Raw genomic sequence first — 16,888 nt, 5'->3', positions numbered from 1 at the left:
GCATGCACGATTTTCTTCAGCAGACGCTGTCAGGCGAGGCGCCGCAGAGGCTGTGCGGCGAAACGCTCTGGCTGCGCTGGCGCTGGATCGATCAGGGTATTTTACAGCTCGACCCGCTCGGCGAACCGCAGCAGGCGCTGGTGATCTCCGCCGGTATTCATGGTAATGAAACCGCGCCGGTAGAGATGATGAATACGCTTATCAGCGCGCTGCTGCGCGGCGAGATGCCGCTGCGGCATCGCGTGCTGGCAATTCTTGGTAACCCGGCGGCCCTGCGCGCCGGAAAGCGCTATCTGCGCCATGACCTCAATCGCCTGTTCGGTGGCCGCTGGCAGCAGATCGACGACTGCGACGAGGCGCGGCGCGCGCTGCGGCTGGAGCAGGCAACAGAGGCTTTCTGGCTACAGGCGTGTAAAGCGGATCGGCCGCGCTGGCATCTTGATTTACATACGGCGATCCGCGGCTCCTGGCATACCCGCTTTGGCGTGCTGCCGCTCAACCCGCAGCCTTGGCCAGCGCCGTTCCTCGACTGGCTGGCGGCGGCGGGCCTAGAGGCGCTGGTGTTCCACACCGCGCCGGGGGGCACCTTTACCCACTTCAGCTGCGCGAACTTTCACGCCGCCAGCTGCACGCTGGAGCTGGGCAAGGCTCTGCCGTTCGGCGACAACGACCTGACGCAGTTCGCCGCCGCGCAACAGGCGCTGGCGGCGCTGCTGAGCGGTGAGCCGCTGCCGGTGGCGCGCGACACGCCGCGTCGCTTCCGGGTCACCCAGCAGATAACCCGCCTTAGCGAGCAGTTCCGGCTGCATATGGACGACGGAACCCTTAACTTCACCCCCTTTCCGCAGGGGGCGCTGCTGGCCGAGGATGGCGCAACGCGCTACGTGGTGCAGCAGGCGCGCGAATATGTGCTGTTCCCTAATCCCGCCGTGGCGCTGGGGCTGCGCGCCGGTCTGATGCTGGTAGAGGAGGAGGTGCCCGCCTGACAGCCTGTCCGGCGGCTGAGCGGATAATTTTCCTTCCGCTTTGCTGCCGGAACCCTTACACTCCTCCATGATTCCTGCTAAATCCGCTTTGAATTCATATTCTTTTGCAATTTCTCACCTGCTTCTTCTTATTCTCTTCATGATCGCTTGATTTTCGTCTTTTATGCTTGCAGGGCTTTACTCACGCTCTGAGAGCTTGACATTCAGCAGCGTAATCTTGTTCTCGAAGACGCGACAGGTTGCTGTCGTTATTAACTGAATGATAAGGACAACCATTATGCGTAAACTGACTTCTCTGTTTCTGGCTTCTTCCCTGGCATTTGGTGCAGCTAGCGTGGTCCATGCAGCGGCTGACAACCTGACGCCGCCGCCGGCCGGTGGTGAAAAAGCGATGCCTAAGCCGCCAATGCCCCACGGCATGCACATGATGTTCAGAGGCCTGGATCTGACCGAGGCGCAGAAAACTCAGATTCGCGACATCATGAAAGAGAGCCATAAAGACTTTAAACGTCCGTCGCTGGAAGAGCGTCGCGCCGGCCACGACATTATCGCCTCTGACACATTCGACCGTGCAAAAGCAGAAGCGCAGGCGGAGAAAATGGCCGCCGATGCGAAAGCGCGTGCGCTGACGATGCTGGAAACGGAGAACAAACTTTATAACGTACTGACTCCAGAGCAGAAAAAGCAGTACAACGCTAACTTTGAAAAACGTCTGACCGAGAAAGGTCCGCGCGAAGAGAGAATGGCGCCGCCAGCGCCGCCGGCACCAGCCGCAGCCCCGGCCCCGGCAGCAGCTCCGGCCCCGGAAGCAGCGCCCGCTCCGGCACCCGCCCCAGACGCTGAATAATCGGCTGAGATAAGGCAGTAAGACCGCCGACGTTGTCCAGATAAGCAGAAAGTCTGGGCAGCGTCGGCGGTTTTTTTATAGCGGTTCGATGGGGTAGTGTCCAGAGAGCAGCGGCCGACACAAAATTTTATAGCCGTCATGGTCGAAGCCGCTCGGCGCGCGCTTCAGCCGACGCGCCTCGTCCATATCGTTGACCGATCCCAGATAGAACCAGTGGTCAATCACGTGGATCTGCGTCATCAGCTTCCCTTCCTCGATCAGCGCCACCGGGCCCTGCCACGGCCAGCAGATCACCCGCACGCTCTCCAGCGCTTCCAGCAGCCGCGCCTGATGGTCATCCAGCGTCTCGCGGCCGCAGCAGGCACCGGCGCAGCGGCGCAGGGCGGCGCGGAAACAGGCGCGGTTAGCGCTCAGCTTCTCCAGCCCCAGCAGCCCGTGACAGAGCTGATGCTCGTCGGCGAGATACTTCAGCGTCTCCAGCGCCTTATGGCGGCTGCGATAGAGGCCGAACAGGTTGGGCGAGTGCGAAAAGTCAACGTCGCGCGCGTAGACCACCTCAGGCTTGCCTTCGGCGATCCGAATCGAGCAGAGCTGACGATTTTTGCGCAGGCGCTTGTTAAACAGCGGCTGCTGGGTCTTAATCATCTGCGCCTCGAGCAGCAGCGCGCCGAGATCGCCCGCGGTGGGGATCCAGCTGACGCGGCGCGCCTGGCGCAGCATGCGCGCCTCTTCCGGCGTGCGGAAATGGGACATTACGCGCGAGCGCAGATTGATGCTTTTCCCGATATAGAGCGGCAGCGTCTCGCTCTCACCGTGAAAGGTATAGACGCCCGGCTGATTGGGCAATCCTTCCAGCCATTCGCGCAGGTGTTCGGGATATTCGTAGATGGCAGCCGCGTCGAACTCGAGGCGGTGCGTGGCGGCACGTCGAACCAAGACAGACTCCTGTAACTGTGTATTCATACAGCATATCAGTCTGTACAGGCTTTCGCCAGCGGGTTAATCGGTGAACATCGGGGCGGGAAAAATTTCCCCTGCCGGGCAGCAGGGGAAAAGGGCGTTATTTCCAGAAGTCGTCAAACACCGTAATCGGCGGACGACGCTTGTGCTCGGTCTTCAGATACCAGTTTTCGATAATCTTCGCCGTTTCCGGGGCGACGCTTTTGCCTTCCAGATAGTCGTCGATCATCTCGTAGGTAACGCCAAGCGCCACTTCATCCTCCAGGCCGGGACGATCGTCTTCCAGATCCGCCGTCGGGCGTTTCAGGTAGAGGTGCTCTGGACAGCCCAGGGTTTTCAGCAGCAGTTTGCCCTGACGCTTGTTCAGGCGGAACAGCGGGTTGATGTCGGTGCCGCCGTCGCCATATTTGGTGAAGAAGCCGGTAACCGCCTCTGCCGCGTGGTCGGTGCCCACCACCAGGCCTTTTGTCATGCCGGCGATGCTGTACTGCGCCTTCATGCGTTCGCGCGCCTTCTCGTTGCCGCGCACGAAGTCAGAAAGCTCGACGCCCGCCTCTCTCAGGGCGCGTTCGCTGGCCAGCACCGACTCTTTGATATTGACCACCAGCGAGCGATCGGGCTGGATAAACGCCAGCGCGTCCTGACAATCCTGCTCGTCCGCCTGCACGCCGTAGGGCAGGCGCACGGCGATAAAGGCATAGGCGCTGTCGCCGCTCTCTTCGCGCAGTTCGCTGATGGCCAGCTGCGACAGTTTGCCCGCCAGCGTCGAGTCCTGACCGCCGCTAATGCCCAGCACCAGCGTCTTCAGAAACGGATTGCGCTTCAGGTAGCTTTTGAGGAAATCGACGCTGCGGCGGATTTCCTGCTGTGGGTCGATAACCGGGCTAACGCCAAGTGCTGTGATGATTTCCTGCTGCAGTGACATGAATCTCTCCTCAAGACAGTGGCCTGTCGGCCCGTGCGAACCATCTATTAAAGCTAACGCGCATCGGCGAAAACAACAAGCCAAAGCGCCAGTTGTTTCCGGTTAACTGTTGCGATATCAGGCAGTTTACCCTCGCGGCGCCGGTTTCTGCGCCAGGAATATAAACATCAGAATCGCCAGCATAAAGCAGCCGAAGATGGTGCCGGTCATGCTGAGCAGCGAGGTGCCGCCCAGCCCGGTGATCGGCACCGACACCGCGCCGAAGGAGAACATGCAGACGCCGATCACCGCCGAAGCGCTGCCGGCGCGATGGCCCTGGCTCTGCATCGCCAGCGACGAGGCGGTGGTGGCGATCACCCCGTTGCTCGCAATGGTGAAAAAGAGCGCGACCAGCACCAGCGGCAGCGGCGCGGCGGTGAGACCCGCCAGCAGCAGCAGGCTGGAGGCGACAAACGCCAGCGTCAGGCCGCCCTTCAGCACCCGGTATTCGCCCCAGAGCGGACAGAGACGCGCGCTGGTCTGGGAGGCGATCACCAGCCCGATGCCGTTAGCGGCGAAGCAGAAGCTGAACGCCTGCGGCGACAGGCCGTAAATCTGCTGCAGCACGAAAGGCGACGCGCCGATATAGGCGAACATGCCGGACATCATAAACGCCTGCGTCAGGCAGAAGCCCATAAAGGGACGATGAGTGACCACCTGGCCCAGCGCCGCCCAGGCGGAGAAGACCGAGCCCTGGCTGCGGCGCTCGGGCGGCAGGGTTTCGTGCAGCTTCCAGCGCGCCAGCAGGATCAGCAGCAGCGCCGTCGCGCCCAGCACCAGGAAGATGCCGCGCCAGTTAAGCAGCGTCATTAGCGCGCCCCCCAGCACCGGCGCGCCAATCGGCGCCAGGCCGTTTACCAGCATCAGCAGCGCAAAGAAGCGCGTCAGCTCATGCCCGCTGTACATATCGCGCGCCACCGCACGCGACAGCACCGCGCCGCCCGCGCCCGCCAGCCCTTCGAACAGGCGGGCCAGCAGCAGCTGGTGGATATCCTGCGCCAGCGCGCAGCCGACAGAGGCGATAAACAGCAGCACCAGCGACAGGGTAAGCGGGCGCAGGCGGCCGAACTTATCGCTCATCGGCCCAAACAGCAGCTGTCCGGCACCCAGGCCGAGCAGGCCGGCGGTGAGGCTGAGCTGCGCCGTCGCGGTTGAAGTTTGCAGATCGCGCGCCAGTTCAGGCAGCGCAGGCAGGTAGAGATCGATACAGAGCGGGCCGAGCGCCGCCAGCAGGCCCAGCGTGATGGCGTAGACCAGTCGGTTATTGCGTGCAGGTGTCATTTGTCCTCTGAGGGGTTGACTAAGTTATGGATCATTTGCGTATAGAGGGTATAGAGCAGTTCCGCCGACGCTTTCTGCGTCGTCAGGCGGCGAAAAGCGGTGCCTTCTATCAGCACCGCCAGCACCTCGACGCAGGCGGCGCGCTGCGGCTCGGTAAGGTGAGGGTAGTTCGCGCGCATTTTTTCACAGGCGTTGTGAAACAGGCGCGCCTCGGCGTTTTGCAGGATATCGCTGACGCGCGCATTGCGGCTCGCCTCGGCGGCGACCTCCAGCATCAGCATCTCATCCTCGTCGTTCAGGCTGTCGCGGCGGGCGATCATATCGGCGATATGGCTGGCGTCGCTCTGCGCGCTCATCGCCGCCACGCGGCCATCGACGATGCGCTTCACCATCTCTTCAATCAGCGCATCTTTGCTGGGAAAGTAGCGATAGATTTGCCCGACGCTCAGGCTGGCGGCGCTGGCGATCTGCGCCATGCTGGCGCCGTGGAAGCCTGACGAGCGAAAACAGCGGCGCGCCGCCGCGATGATCTCATCCTGGCGCGTGCGATGTCGCGCGTCGCGCGCTTCTCGCTGTTTGTTCATCCTGCCTCCGCAAAGTAGTTTTGAGAGTGCTTATTCTCGCGGCGGATTATACGGGGGGATCGCCTTAAGAACAGTTTTTTTACGCTAACCTGACGATTCAGACTCAACTTAAAAACGCGCCATAAAGTTGATTAATCTGCATTTCTGTTCCAGGCTTAAGCTTACATGGACAATACAACGAGGAACAACAAGATGAATAAAGCAATGGGATGTATCGCTGCGGCGCTGACGCTGGCCGCACTGTCTGGTTGTACGGCTTACGATCGTGCTGAGAGCTACGTAAGCAAGCCCGTAGTTAAGGATGTGAAAAAAGGGATGACGCGCGATCAGGTACGCCAGATTGCGGGTCCGGCCTCTACTGAGATCACCATGGTCCACGCGCGCGGCACCTGTCAGACCTATGTGCTGGGCGAGCGTAACGGCAAGCCGCAGACCTACTTTGTGAGCTACAGCGATACCGGCCGCGTGATGAACTACGGCTTCCAGAGCTGTGAAGAGTACGATACCGATCCGCAGGCTGCTAAATAAGCCGCGCACAACAGATTAGCAAAGCAAACGGCCCGTCAGTGACGGGCCGTTTTTCGTTTGGTCGGATTAAAGTCCCGCAGGGCGCGGCACCTCAATATAGTCGCCGTTGATCTCGCGCTGGTAGTAGTGACCCGCCTGCACGTAAAAACGACGGCCGTTAAAGTCGAGCACGCGCATCCCACCGTCTGGTTCGGCTGGCGGCTGCACCACCACGTAATTTTCGCCCTGACGCTGATAGTATGCGCCGTTGAGCATGTAGTAGGTCAGGCCGCCGATCAGCACGGCGGTTGCCGCTTCAGGCAGAAAGCGCAGCGGGCCTGGACCGCCCCAGCCGCGACCGTGGCCGTCCCAGTGCGGGCCGGGGCCCCAGCCGCCGGGGTGAGCAGAGACGAGCGCTGGCGATAACAGCGTTAACGCCAGCAGTGAGGCGATAACTTTTTTCATGGATTTTCTCCTGCGATAATTGCCTGAAGCATTCTCCTTTTCCGCTGCGAAAACAAGCGCCGGGGCGTGACTTTTGCCTCTCTTTACTACGCTTAACGCTTTCTTAACGACGTCGCCATAAAGGCGGCGGATTGTGAAGCGCAGGCATAAAAAAACCGGGCGCGATGGCCCGGTTTTATGCCGCAGAATCTGCGCTTAGCGGTGCGCCAGCTCTGCCTGTTCGTCGCTCTCCAGCACCGCTTTATCGGTCATACCGAGCCAGCGGCTGGTAAGGGAGCCCGCAGTCATTGAGCCGTTAACGTTTAGCGCGGTGCGGCCCATATCGATCAGCGGTTCGATCGAAATCAGCAGGGCGACCAGCGTGACCGGCAGGCCCATCGCCGGCAGCACGATCAGCGCGGCGAAAGTGGCGCCGCCGCCTACGCCCGCCACGCCAGCCGAGCTCAGCGTGACGATACCGACCAGCGTGGCGATCCAGACCGGATCGAACGGGTTGATGCCCACGGTCGGCGCAACCATTACCGCCAGCATGGTCGGATAGAGGCCTGCGCAGCCATTCTGGCCGATAGTCGCGCCGAAAGAGGCGGAGAAGCTGGCGATCGACTCCGGCACGCCCAGGCGACGAGTCTGGGTTTCCACGTTAAGCGGAATACTCGCGGCGCTGGAGCGGCTGGTAAAGGCGAAGGTGATGACCGGCCAGACCTTGCGGAAGAAGCGCATTGGGTTGATGCCGTTGATCGACAGCAGCAGCGCGTGCACGCCGAACATAATCGCCAGGCCCAGGTAGGAGGCGACGACGAAGCCGCCCAGCTTAAGAATATCCTGCAGGTTGGAGCCGGCGACCACTTTGGTCATCAGCGCCAGCACGCCGTAGGGCGTCAGCTTCATGATCAGACGAACCAGCTTCATCACCCAGGACTGCAGGGTATCGATCGCCACCAGCACGCGCTGGCCTTTGGCCTGGTCATCTTTCAGCAGCTGCAGTGCCGCTACGCCGAGGAAGGCGGCGAAGATAACGACGCTGATGATTGAGGTCGGGCTGGCGCCGGTCAGATCGGCGAACGGATTTTTCGGCACAAAAGAGAGCAGCAGCTGCGGCACGGTGAGGTCCGCTACTTTGCCCGCGTAGTTGCTCTGAATCGCGGCAAGACGCGCGCTCTCCTGCGCGCCCTGAACCAGACCCTCGGCGCTGAGGTGGAACAGGCCGGTGACCAGCACGCCGACCAGCGCGGAGATCGCGGTGGTAAACAGCAGCACGCCGATGGTCAGCAGGCTGATTTTGCCCAGCGAAGAGGCGTTGTGCAGGCGCGCGACGGCGCTGAGGATCGAGGCGAACACCAGCGGCATCACAATCATTTGCAGCAGCTGCACGTAGCCGTTGCCCACGATATTGAACCAGCTGATTGAGGTTTTCAGCACCTCGCTCTGCGCGCCGTAAATGGTCTGCAGCGCCAGGCCGAACAGCACGCCGATCACCAGACCGACCAGTACCTTTTTCGACAGGCTCCAGCTATCACGGCCGAGGCGCGACAGCAGCAGCAGCAGCGCGACGAAGGCTGCAAGATTAAGAATCAGAGGTAGATCCATGTTGGCTCCCGAAAGACACATCCGGCGTCAGCATGACGCCGGCGCGCCAGATAATGTGACGCACGAATTAAGTGGCGGTATGTTACCAGCTGACCTGAGCGTCGACTTATATCCAAATGGAATGCCTTATAACCAGACAGCGTTTTCTGCTGCTTTAATGCGCTTTTTGCGTAGAAATCAGGCGAGAGACGCCATTTTGTAGCGTATCAAACAGCTGAGTTGGCCAGCCGTTCGCACCAAAAGAGGGCGATCCGGGGGGGAACCAGAGCGCGTAGCCTACCAGCACCAGGCAAAGGGTGCGCTCCAGCTGATTGCCTTTCTGGCTTCTGAGGATCGGCAGACGAAAGCGCCAGCGGCACGGCCACAGCAGCGGCACGCCGGCGGGGGTCAGCATATCCGCGACGATATGGCTGAGATAGCCCAGCGTCATGCCCTGCAGCACGTCGGCGGGCAGCAGCCAGTCGTCAGGTACGTTTATCTGAAACAGCCAGAGGCTGGCGGCCACCGCCAGCAGGCTATGGGTGAAGCCGCGGTGGCCAAAGGCGCGGGCGATCGGGTAGGAGAGCCATTTCAGCCGCTGGCCGAGCAATGATTTTGGGTGATCGATATCGGGCAGCAGACAGGTGAGCAGCGAGGCGGAAATAAGGTGCCACCAGTCGGCCTGCGCCAGCACGGGCGTCAGCTCCGCGCGCTTGGCAAAAATAGCGGTGGCAATAGCAAAAATTACGTGGCCTTCGCCCGTCATGATAAAACCTGGCTGCAAACTGTCGATGCATCCAGTATAGGGATTTATCCAGTGAATGAGAAGTTGTGACGCTGTAACGAAGCGTGAATTTTTTAGCGAGACGGCGGCTTCGCGCCGCCGTTTCGTCGGTTTTCTCCCCGACAGGGGGAGATCGCTCCTGGTTAACCTCTTCTGCGCCAGCCGGAACTAGCGCGCCAGCCAGCCGCCGTCGACCGCCAGCGTATAGCCGTTAACATAGTCAGAAGCTGAAGAGGCGAGGAAAACCACCGGGCCCATCATATCGTCCGGCACGCCCCAGCGCGCGGCAGGGATACGCCCGAGGATCTCGGCGCTGCGGCCTTCGTCGCTGCGCAGCTGCTCGGTATTGTTGGTCGCCATATAGCCCGGCGCAATAGCGTTAACGTTGATGCCGTGTTTCGCCCACTCGTTCGCCAGCAGCCGCGTCAGCCCCATCACCGCGCTTTTCGATGCCGTGTAGGAGGGAACGCGAATGCCGCCCTGGAACGAGAGCATTGAGGCGATATTAATAATCTTGCCGCCCTGGCCCTGCGCGATAAACTGGCGCGCCACCTGCTGCGACAGAAAAAAGACGCTTTTGCTGTTGATGTTCATAACGTCGTCCCAGTCCTGCTCGCTAAAGTTCAGCGCATCTTCGCGCCGGATAATGCCGGCGTTATTGACCAGAATGTCGATTCTACCCGCGGCGGCGACCGCTTTTTCCACCACGCCTGCCACCTGCTCGCTGCGGATAAGATCCGCCTGCAGCGACCAGAAGCGGCGGCCAAGCGCTTCAACGCGCTGCTGGGTGTCCATCGGGTCTTCGCGGTTGACGCCAATGATGTCGCAGCCGGCCTGCGCCAGCCCCAGCGCCATGCCCTGGCCGAGCCCGGTGTTGCAGCCGGTAACCAGCGCGATTTTACCTTCCAGATTAAATGCGTTGAGTATCATATGAGCGCCTCCTTTATCAGCGCAGATCGCGGATGTTGACATGATCCATGTCGTCGAATACCTGGTTCTCGCCGACCATGCCCCAGATAAAGGTGTAGCGTTCGGTGCCGACGCCGGCGTGAATCGACCAGCTGGGAGAGATAACCGCCTGTTCGTTATGCACCAGCAGATGACGCGTCTCCTGCGGCTGGCCCATCATATGAAACACCGCGCTGTCCGGGTTCATATCGAAGTAGAAATAGACCTCCATCCGGCGTTCGTGAGTGTGGCACGGCATGGTGTTCCACAGGTTGCCTTCGTCCAGGCGGGTCAGCCCCATGGTGAGCTGGCAGGTCGGCAGCACGTCCGGCACCAGATATTTATTGATGGTGCGGCGGTTTGAGGTGGCCGCATCGCCCAGCGTGGTGCGAACCGCCTCCTCTTTGCCGACTTTTTTATCGGGAAAGCGGCTGTGGGCGGGCGCGCTGTTGAAATAAAATTTGGCCGGTCGGGAGGCGTCGCTGCTGCAAAAGCGCAGCGTCTGGGCGCCTTTGCCGACGTAAAGCGCCTCTTCCGGGCCAATCTCCCAGAGTTTGCCGTCTACCTCGATGGTGCCCGGCCCGCCGATATTGATGACGCCCAGCTCGCGGCGCTCCAGAAAATAGCTGACGCCGAGCTGCTTGCCCATCTCGTTGCCGAAGGTAACGCCGTCGGCGACCGGCATCACGCCGCCGATAATAATGCGGTCGATATGGCTGTAGGTGAGCGTATAGCGGTCGGCTTCAAAAATTTTCTCAATTAAAAATTCGCGGCGCAGCGCGGCGGTGTCGAGCTGGCGGGCATGCTCGCTATGAATACTTTGACGAACGTCCATTCTGGTCCCCTCTGGCGAAACAGGTCGATGTGCCCCGCAGGGCGTCTCAGGGCATCTTATGAGGAGTGGGCAAGCAATTCAATAAAAATGAAACGCTGTTTTATTTATTGCGATGGGGATCATGCCGTCAGAAAAAACCCGCCGAAGGCGGGTCAGAGTAGAGAGGGGGCATCGGCCTGTCGGCGCGCGTCCGCTAGTGGGCAACGTCGCCCAGCAGGTGCGCGGCGGTTAACTGGGTCAGGTCGTCCAGCTTGACGTCTGCCAGCGACCAGCGCGCATCCTCACGCAGCGCAGCGGGCGGCACCACTACGGAGCGCATCCGCGCCGCTTTGGTGGCGATCATACCGTTAACCGAATCCTCCAGCGTGACGCAGTTAAGGGGATCGATGCCTAGCTGTGCGGCAGCGTCGAGATAGACCTGCGGATGGGGCTTGCTGTAGGGCAGCGCTTCAGCGGAGACCAGCACGTCAAAATAGTCGCGCAGGTCAAACAGCGCCAGCACGCGCTCCAGCATCATCAGCGGCGAGGCGGAGACCAGACCGGTTTTCAGGCCGCGCTCCCGACAGAGCTGCAGCGCCTGCTTCACCCCGGGCAGCAGCGGCCGCTGCTCCTCAATCAGCGCCAGCGCGCGGGCGATAATGCGCGCCGTGACCGTCTGCCGATCCGGGCCTGACCAGGGCAGAATTTCATACCACATGCGCACCACCTGATCGATGCGCAGGCCCAGCGTGTCAGGCAGCTCGCTGCGGCGCGACAGGTCGACGTTCAGTGTGGCGAAAATATCCAGTTCTGCCCGATCCCACAGCGGTTCGGAGTCGATTATCAGGCCATCCATATCGAACAGGGCGGCATAAACGGGGCGGGTATAACTCATCGGCTGGCTCCTTAGCGAATTTGCGCTACCTTATCATGGGGCGGCGCCCGCCGCGAAAGTGGTGCAGGCGGCGCTTTTTACGGGAAATAAAAACCACAGGCAGGTAGACTGGCTGCAAACTGGATTCAGGTACAGGAGATACCATGACTTATCAACAGGCTGGCCGCATCGCCATCCTTAAGCGAGTGGCTGGCTGGGCGATTTTTTTGCTCGCGCTGTTGTCGACCGTGATTTCAGTGCTGGGCTTTATGTTCAGGCACAGTGAAAAACAGCCGGGCATCGACGCCGTTATGCTCGACTTTGTCCATGTGATTGTCGATATGATCCGCTTTAATACGCCGTTCCTCGGCTTCTTCTGGCGTAACTCGCCGGTGCCGGAGTTTAACGGCCAGATGAATATCGGCTTCTGGATTATCTATATTCTGATATTCGTTGGTCTGGCGCTGGAAGCGTCCGGTTCGCGCATGGCGCGTCAGGTGCGTCATATTAAAGAAGGAATCGAAGATCAGCTGATTCTGGAGCAGGCGCGCGGCGACGCCGCCCGTACGCGCCAGCAGCTGGAAGAGAAAATCCGCGTGCCGCACCACACGATTTTCCTGCAGATTTTTCCGCTCTATATCCTGCCGGTGGTGATCGCCGTCGCCGGCTATTTCGCGCTGTCGCTGCTCGGCTTTCTGTAACGGGTCAGGCCGGTCTGGCCTGACGCTGCGCCAGCGCGTCCTCTTCCAGCAGGCGCGCAACCGCAAACCGCGCCTCGCTGAGCCAGCTGCCGCCAAAAACGTTGGCGCGGTTAAGCAGGTAGTAGAGCTGATAGACCGGCTGGCGCTGTGAGAAGCCGTCGGGCAGCGGCCAGACCGACTGATAGCCTTCATAAATTTGACGCGGCAGATCGGGAAACCAGCCGAGCATCGCCAGATCGCATTCGCGGTCGCCCCAGTAACAGGCGGGATCGAACAGCCACGGGCCGCTGGCGCTGCCGGCGCAGTTGGCCGGCCAGAGATCGCCATGCAGCAGGGAAGGCTGCGGCTGGTGCGTGGCCAGCGCGCGCTGCACGCAGTTAACAATCTCTTCCGTATTGCCGTAGGCGATGCCTTTCTCTTCTGCCAGCTGAAGCTGCCAGCCGATGCGCTGTTCCGCAAAGAAAAACGACCAGCGGCGCAGCCAGCTGTTGGGCTGCGGCGTGGTGGTAATATTGTTATCGAAGTCGAGGCCGAACTGCGCCTGTTCGCTCCACTGGTGCAGCCGCGCCAGCTGCTGGCCCAGCTGGAAGGCGTTCTCCGCATCCAGCGGCTGCGGCGCAATATATTCCAGTAGCAGAAAGCTCTGATCGCGATGGTGCCCGACGCCGTAAACCGCCGGCACGCGGACGCTTTGGGTGCGCGCCAGCAGCGCCAGCTGATCGGCTTCCCAGGTGAAAAGGGTGAGCATGTCACGGCTGTTGCACTTCATAAAGACGTCATGCTCGCCATAGCGAAGACGCCAGGCGGGATGCACATCTCCGCCGGGGAGTTCATGGCGTTCGGTAATTTCGGCATGGCCAAACTGTTCGCTTAACAAACGACTAATAGCGTTCCACATTGGGCGATCCTCTTTTAACCTGTCAGGCTGCGATGTCAGTCAGAGTGGTCTGCGACATAAAAACGATTGTACCGTCTCTTTATCGCTGAAAACCCGCGCTTGCGCACAGCTTACCGGAACGGATGGCGAGCGCGGTCAGGGCGTTGCGTCGCCTAAAAACGCCTCCAGCGTCGTGACAGCGACCTCGGGCTGCTGGTGCAGCACGCTTTCGCCTGCGGCGACGGCCTGACGCTGCAGATCCTCTGGCGACAGGGCGCTGACCAGGCCAAAGCTGTTGGTGCCCAGCTCGTGCGGGTGGCCCTGGTCATCGTTAAGCGTGGTGCTAAAGCCCGCGGCGATCATGGCGCTGTTAAGCGCCTGAATATCGCCCAGGCCCGATTCCTGATAGTGAAATGTGACAATGTAACGCTTGAGATCGTCGCTCATGTTTCACCTCTGTGCGGCATGACTGTGCACAGCGTAGACCATAGTGAAAAATTGCGCGAATAATGAACAGGATAAAGCCGTTATTCAGGACAGACATAAAAGTAAACCTGGGTAAAGCCGCAGACGCGCCGTTCAGAAAAATCTTGTAGTATCTCCGCTGCGTTTTGTTCGATCCCGATCTGTAATGCGCCTCGTTAATCGGAAAAGTCCCAATAATCAGGCGGGATCGCGCGGAAAATGCATGTTTCGGGCTGGTTAATACTTTTTTACAATACTTACCGTAAATTGCATTGATTGGCCGGCAAAACGCTTCACACTCACTCTTTTTTAAACTGTCGTACGGGTCACATATAAATGAAAGTGCTTCATAAGCTCTCAGCTGTTCTTTTGCTTTCAGCCGGCGCGTTTTGCCATCAGGCATTGGCTGACAACACCGTTTTTACCGCGATGGACGATCCTTCAACGGCGAAAAAGCCGTTCGACGGCAGCGCCTCCGCAGGCTATCTGGCGCAGACTGGTAACACCACCAGCTCCTCGCTGACGGCGCAAACCAATATGACGTGGTATCAGAGCGCCATGGCTTACAGCCTGTGGGGCAACGCGGCGAACACCTCCTCTAACGACGAGCGCTCATCTGAAACCTACAGCATCGGCGGCCGTTCGCGCTACAACCTCAACAGCTTCGACTACCTGTTTGGTCAGGCGAGCTGGCTGAGCGACCGCTTTAACGGCTACGATTCGCGCGATGTGCTTACCGCCGGTTACGGTCGTCAGATCCTGAGCGGGCCGATCCATTCGCTGCGTGCGGAATTTGGTCCGGGCGTGCGCTATGACGATTTCCACGACGGCGGCAGCGAAACCAAAGCGCTGGGCTACGGCGCGCTGAGCTACCAGTGGCAGCTCACCGACAACACCAAATTTATTCAGGGCGTGTCGGTGCTGAGCAGCTTCGGCGAAGACACCACCGTCAACTCGGAAACCGGCCTGCAGGTTGGCATCAACGATCACTTCGCGCTGAAGCTGGCGTACAACGTGACCTGGAATAACAACCCGCCAGAGTCCGCGCCCGATCGCACCGATACCAAAACCAGCATTATGCTGACCTACGCGATGTAATTCGCGGCGTCATCGCTTCCTGACCGCAGCCTGGCTGCGGTTTTTTTTCGTCTGTTCCTCAACTTAGCCGCAGGGGGACGGGTTTTGCTCACCGCGCAAAGCTGTTATCATCTGCGGCGCACTACAATTCCCGGCGTCATTCCGACAATGTGGGTCTGACATCGCGCCGGGCAATCACTTCTACTCAATGTTGTATGTAAGCTTTCGTGTGGCTTACCACTGCAATTAAGGATATTAAATGCCTGTAATTACTCTTCCTGATGGCAGCCAGCGCAGCTATGACCGCGCGGTAAGCGTGATGGATATTGCGCTGGACATCGGTCCTGGCCTGGCGAAAGCCTGCATTGCCGGACGCGTCAACGGGCAGCTGGTGGATGCGGTCGATCCCATCACCGAAGATGCCTCCGTCGCCATCATTACCGCTAAAGATGAAGCGGGTCTGGAAATTATTCGCCACTCCTGCGCGCATCTGCTGGGGCACGCTATCAAACAGCTGTGGCCCAATACGAAAATGGCGATCGGTCCGGTTATCGACAACGGCTTCTACTATGACGTTGATCTCGATCATACCCTGACGCAGGAAGATATCGACGCGCTGGAAAAACGCATGCACCAGCTGGCTGAAACCAACTACGACGTGGTGAAAAAGGTCGTTAGCTGGCAGCAGGCGCGCGACGTGTTCGCCGAGCGCGGCGAGAGCTATAAGATGGCTATTCTGGATGAGAACATCAGCCACGACGACCAGCCGGGCCTCTATCATCACGAAGAATATATCGACATGTGCCGCGGTCCGCACGTGCCGAATATGCGTTTTTGCCACCACTTCAAGCTGCAGAAAATTGCGGGTGCCTACTGGCGCGGCGACAGCAACAATAAAATGCTGCAGCGCATCTACGGCACCGCCTGGGCAGACAAGAAGCAGCTCAACGCCTACCTGCAGCGTCTGGAAGAGGCGGCGAAGCGCGACCACCGTAAGATCGGCAAGCAGCTCGACCTCTACCATATGCAGGAAGAGGCGCCGGGTATGGTTTTCTGGCATAATGACGGCTGGACCATCTTCCGCGAGCTGGAAGTGTTCGTGCGCAGCAAGCTGAAAGAGTACCAGTACCAGGAAGTGAAAGGTCCCTTTATGATGGACCGCGTGCTGTGGGAAAAAACCGGGCACTGGGAAAACTACAAAGAGGCGATGTTTACGACCTCTTCAGAAAACCGTGAATACTGCATCAAACCGATGAACTGTCCGGGGCACGTGCAGATCTTTAATCAGGGTCTGAAGTCCTACCGCGATTTGCCGCTGCGCATGGCGGAGTTCGGCAGCTGTCACCGCAACGAGCCGTCTGGCGCGCTGCATGGCCTGATGCGCGTTCGCGGCTTCACTCAGGATGACGCCCACGTCTTCTGTACTGAAGATCAGGTGCGCGACGAAGTGAACAGCTGTATTCGCATGGTCTATGACATGTACAGCACCTTCGGCTTTGAAAAGATCGTGGTGAAGCTCTCCACGCGTCCTGAGAAGCGTATCGGCACTGATGAAATGTGGGACCGCGCGGAAGAAGATTTAGCCGCTGCGCTGAATGAAAACGACATTCCGTTTGAATTCCAGCCCGGAGAAGGGGCATTCTACGGTCCGAAAATCGAATTTACGTTGTATGACTGTCTCGATCGCGCCTGGCAGTGCGGCACAGTTCAGCTAGACTTTTCCCTGCCAAAACGTCTGGACGCCACCTATGTGGGCGAAAACAACGACCGTCAGACGCCGGTAATGATTCATCGCGCCATTCTTGGCTCGATGGAGCGCTTTATCGGTATTCTGACCGAAGAGTTCGCTGGGTTCTTCCCGACCTGGCTGGCGCCAATGCAGGCGGTGGTAATGAATATCACCGATGCGCAGGCAGAATATGTCGACATGTTGACACGCAAATTGCAGAATGCTGGCATTCGTGTGAAAGCAGACTTGAGAAACGAGAAGATAGGCTTTAAAATCCGCGAGCACACATTACGTCGCGTCCCTTATATGCTGGTTTGCGGTGACAAAGAGGTGGAAGCAGGCAAAGTAGCCGTTCGCACCCGCCGCGGTAAAGACCTCGGGACGATGGATGTCGATGTGTTTGTTGAGAAGCTGCAACAAGAGATTCGCAGCCGCAATCTTCACCAATTAGAGGAATAA

18 protein-coding genes are annotated in these 16,888 nt (G+C 59.5%); 6 read left to right on the top strand and 12 right to left on the bottom strand.

Features of this window, described 5'->3' with window-relative positions:
- Window positions 1-2: 2 nt before the first annotated feature.
- The gene (astE, locus tag LB453_RS13435; RefSeq protein ID WP_103795587.1) at window positions 3-986 is read left to right on the top strand and encodes a succinylglutamate desuccinylase; all 984 of its coding nucleotides are present in this window, start codon (window positions 3-5) and stop codon (window positions 984-986) included.
- A gap of 277 nt (window positions 987-1,263) precedes the next feature.
- Window positions 1,264-1,833, top strand: coding sequence for an ATP-independent periplasmic protein-refolding chaperone Spy (gene spy, locus LB453_RS13430; RefSeq protein ID WP_224481436.1), 570 nt, complete (start codon window positions 1,264-1,266; stop codon window positions 1,831-1,833).
- A 75-nt stretch (window positions 1,834-1,908) separates the two neighbouring features.
- On the opposite strand, the gene cho is transcribed toward spy, so the two are convergent.
- The 4 genes from cho to LB453_RS13410 form a co-directional block, all read right to left on the bottom strand.
- Window positions 1,909-2,769 (bottom strand): excinuclease Cho, encoded by an 861-nt coding sequence (gene cho / locus LB453_RS13425; protein ID WP_103795589.1) that lies wholly within the window; start codon window positions 2,767-2,769, stop codon window positions 1,909-1,911.
- A gap of 124 nt (window positions 2,770-2,893) precedes the next feature.
- Window positions 2,894-3,718, bottom strand: coding sequence for an ammonia-dependent NAD(+) synthetase (gene nadE, locus LB453_RS13420; RefSeq protein ID WP_103795590.1), 825 nt, complete (start codon window positions 3,716-3,718; stop codon window positions 2,894-2,896).
- Window positions 3,719-3,844: 126 nt separating this feature from the next.
- Window positions 3,845-5,038: a multidrug effflux MFS transporter gene (locus LB453_RS13415; RefSeq protein ID WP_103795591.1), complete on the bottom strand. Its 1,194-nt coding sequence runs from the start codon at window positions 5,036-5,038 to the stop codon at window positions 3,845-3,847.
- Window positions 5,035-5,622, bottom strand: coding sequence for a TetR/AcrR family transcriptional regulator (locus tag LB453_RS13410; RefSeq protein ID WP_103795592.1), 588 nt, complete (start codon window positions 5,620-5,622; stop codon window positions 5,035-5,037). The genes LB453_RS13415 and LB453_RS13410 overlap by 4 nt, the downstream gene beginning before the upstream one ends.
- A 192-nt stretch (window positions 5,623-5,814) precedes the next feature.
- On the opposite strand from LB453_RS13410, the gene osmE reads away from it, so the two are divergent.
- A complete protein-coding gene (gene osmE / locus LB453_RS13405) occupies window positions 5,815-6,150 on the top strand; it encodes an osmotically-inducible lipoprotein OsmE (RefSeq protein ID WP_103795593.1) in 336 nt (111 codons plus the stop codon).
- A 66-nt stretch (window positions 6,151-6,216) separates the two neighbouring features.
- Here the strand turns inward: osmE and LB453_RS13400 are convergent, their stop codons facing one another.
- The 6 genes from LB453_RS13400 to hxpB form a co-directional block, all read right to left on the bottom strand.
- Entirely contained in the window at window positions 6,217-6,594 is a 378-nt protein-coding gene (locus LB453_RS13400) for a DUF6515 family protein (protein ID WP_103795594.1), read from the bottom strand.
- A 195-nt stretch (window positions 6,595-6,789) separates the two neighbouring features.
- Window positions 6,790-8,181 (bottom strand): L-cystine transporter, encoded by a 1,392-nt coding sequence (locus LB453_RS13395; protein WP_103795595.1) that lies wholly within the window; start codon window positions 8,179-8,181, stop codon window positions 6,790-6,792.
- A gap of 154 nt (window positions 8,182-8,335) precedes the next feature.
- Complete coding sequence (locus LB453_RS13390; RefSeq protein WP_103795596.1) at window positions 8,336-8,926, bottom strand: metal-dependent hydrolase; 591 nt, start codon at window positions 8,924-8,926, stop codon at window positions 8,336-8,338.
- Between the two features lie 186 nt (window positions 8,927-9,112).
- The gene (kduD, locus tag LB453_RS13385) at window positions 9,113-9,874 is read right to left on the bottom strand and encodes a 2-dehydro-3-deoxy-D-gluconate 5-dehydrogenase KduD (protein WP_103795597.1); all 762 of its coding nucleotides are present in this window, start codon (window positions 9,872-9,874) and stop codon (window positions 9,113-9,115) included.
- A gap of 16 nt (window positions 9,875-9,890) precedes the next feature.
- A complete protein-coding gene (kduI, locus tag LB453_RS13380; RefSeq protein ID WP_103795598.1) occupies window positions 9,891-10,727 on the bottom strand; it encodes a 5-dehydro-4-deoxy-D-glucuronate isomerase in 837 nt (278 codons plus the stop codon).
- A 193-nt stretch (window positions 10,728-10,920) separates the two neighbouring features.
- Entirely contained in the window at window positions 10,921-11,601 is a 681-nt protein-coding gene (gene hxpB, locus LB453_RS13375; protein WP_103795599.1) for a hexitol phosphatase HxpB, read from the bottom strand.
- A 143-nt stretch (window positions 11,602-11,744) separates the two neighbouring features.
- On the opposite strand from hxpB, the gene LB453_RS13370 reads away from it, so the two are divergent.
- Window positions 11,745-12,281 carry a YniB family protein gene (locus tag LB453_RS13370; RefSeq protein WP_103795600.1) on the top strand — a complete coding sequence of 179 codons (537 nt, stop codon included), beginning with the start codon at window positions 11,745-11,747 and terminating at the stop codon, window positions 12,279-12,281.
- 4 nt (window positions 12,282-12,285) lie between these two features.
- Here the strand turns inward: LB453_RS13370 and LB453_RS13365 are convergent, their stop codons facing one another.
- Both LB453_RS13365 and ghoS read right to left on the bottom strand, forming a co-directional pair.
- Complete coding sequence (locus tag LB453_RS13365) at window positions 12,286-13,179, bottom strand: fructosamine kinase family protein (RefSeq protein WP_103795601.1); 894 nt, start codon at window positions 13,177-13,179, stop codon at window positions 12,286-12,288.
- A gap of 135 nt (window positions 13,180-13,314) precedes the next feature.
- Window positions 13,315-13,605 (bottom strand): type V toxin-antitoxin system endoribonuclease antitoxin GhoS, encoded by a 291-nt coding sequence (ghoS, locus tag LB453_RS13360; RefSeq protein ID WP_103795602.1) that lies wholly within the window; start codon window positions 13,603-13,605, stop codon window positions 13,315-13,317.
- Between the two features lie 354 nt (window positions 13,606-13,959).
- Here ghoS and LB453_RS13355 point away from each other — a divergent pair, with 354 nt between their 5' ends.
- Together LB453_RS13355 and thrS are read left to right on the top strand one after the other, a co-directional pair.
- On the top strand, window positions 13,960-14,721 hold the full coding sequence (locus LB453_RS13355) for a YdiY family protein (protein WP_103795603.1): 762 nt from the start codon (window positions 13,960-13,962) through the stop codon (window positions 14,719-14,721).
- 238 nt (window positions 14,722-14,959) lie between these two features.
- Window positions 14,960-16,888, top strand: coding sequence for a threonine--tRNA ligase (gene thrS / locus LB453_RS13350; protein ID WP_103795604.1), 1,929 nt, complete (start codon window positions 14,960-14,962; stop codon window positions 16,886-16,888).

Origin of the sequence: Pantoea agglomerans, assembly GCF_020149765.1 — a bacterium.
Taxonomy (GTDB): domain Bacteria; phylum Pseudomonadota; class Gammaproteobacteria; order Enterobacterales; family Enterobacteriaceae; genus Pantoea; species Pantoea alvi.
This window is presented reverse-complemented; position numbering and strand designations above follow the sequence as displayed.

What these genes read in the sequence shown, in the direction of transcription:
- astE (WP_103795587.1), top strand. Translation starts at nt 3, where the DNA reads ATGCACGATTTTCTTCAGCAGACGCTGTCAGGCGAGGCGCCGCAGAGG.
- spy (WP_224481436.1), top strand. Translation starts at nt 1,264, where the DNA reads ATGCGTAAACTGACTTCTCTGTTTCTGGCTTCTTCCCTGGCATTTGGT.
- nadE (WP_103795590.1), bottom strand. Translation starts at nt 3,718, where the DNA reads ATGTCACTGCAGCAGGAAATCATCACAGCACTTGGCGTTAGCCCGGTT.
- LB453_RS13415 (WP_103795591.1), bottom strand. Translation starts at nt 5,038, where the DNA reads ATGACACCTGCACGCAATAACCGACTGGTCTACGCCATCACGCTGGGC.
- LB453_RS13410 (WP_103795592.1), bottom strand. Translation starts at nt 5,622, where the DNA reads ATGAACAAACAGCGAGAAGCGCGCGACGCGCGACATCGCACGCGCCAG.
- osmE (WP_103795593.1), top strand. Translation starts at nt 5,815, where the DNA reads ATGAATAAAGCAATGGGATGTATCGCTGCGGCGCTGACGCTGGCCGCA.
- LB453_RS13400 (WP_103795594.1), bottom strand. Translation starts at nt 6,594, where the DNA reads ATGAAAAAAGTTATCGCCTCACTGCTGGCGTTAACGCTGTTATCGCCA.
- LB453_RS13395 (WP_103795595.1), bottom strand. Translation starts at nt 8,181, where the DNA reads ATGGATCTACCTCTGATTCTTAATCTTGCAGCCTTCGTCGCGCTGCTG.
- LB453_RS13390 (WP_103795596.1), bottom strand. Translation starts at nt 8,926, where the DNA reads ATGACGGGCGAAGGCCACGTAATTTTTGCTATTGCCACCGCTATTTTT.
- kduD (WP_103795597.1), bottom strand. Translation starts at nt 9,874, where the DNA reads ATGATACTCAACGCATTTAATCTGGAAGGTAAAATCGCGCTGGTTACC.
- kduI (WP_103795598.1), bottom strand. Translation starts at nt 10,727, where the DNA reads ATGGACGTTCGTCAAAGTATTCATAGCGAGCATGCCCGCCAGCTCGAC.
- hxpB (WP_103795599.1), bottom strand. Translation starts at nt 11,601, where the DNA reads ATGAGTTATACCCGCCCCGTTTATGCCGCCCTGTTCGATATGGATGGC.
- LB453_RS13370 (WP_103795600.1), top strand. Translation starts at nt 11,745, where the DNA reads ATGACTTATCAACAGGCTGGCCGCATCGCCATCCTTAAGCGAGTGGCT.
- LB453_RS13365 (WP_103795601.1), bottom strand. Translation starts at nt 13,179, where the DNA reads ATGTGGAACGCTATTAGTCGTTTGTTAAGCGAACAGTTTGGCCATGCC.
- ghoS (WP_103795602.1), bottom strand. Translation starts at nt 13,605, where the DNA reads ATGAGCGACGATCTCAAGCGTTACATTGTCACATTTCACTATCAGGAA.
- LB453_RS13355 (WP_103795603.1), top strand. Translation starts at nt 13,960, where the DNA reads ATGAAAGTGCTTCATAAGCTCTCAGCTGTTCTTTTGCTTTCAGCCGGC.
- thrS (WP_103795604.1), top strand. Translation starts at nt 14,960, where the DNA reads ATGCCTGTAATTACTCTTCCTGATGGCAGCCAGCGCAGCTATGACCGC.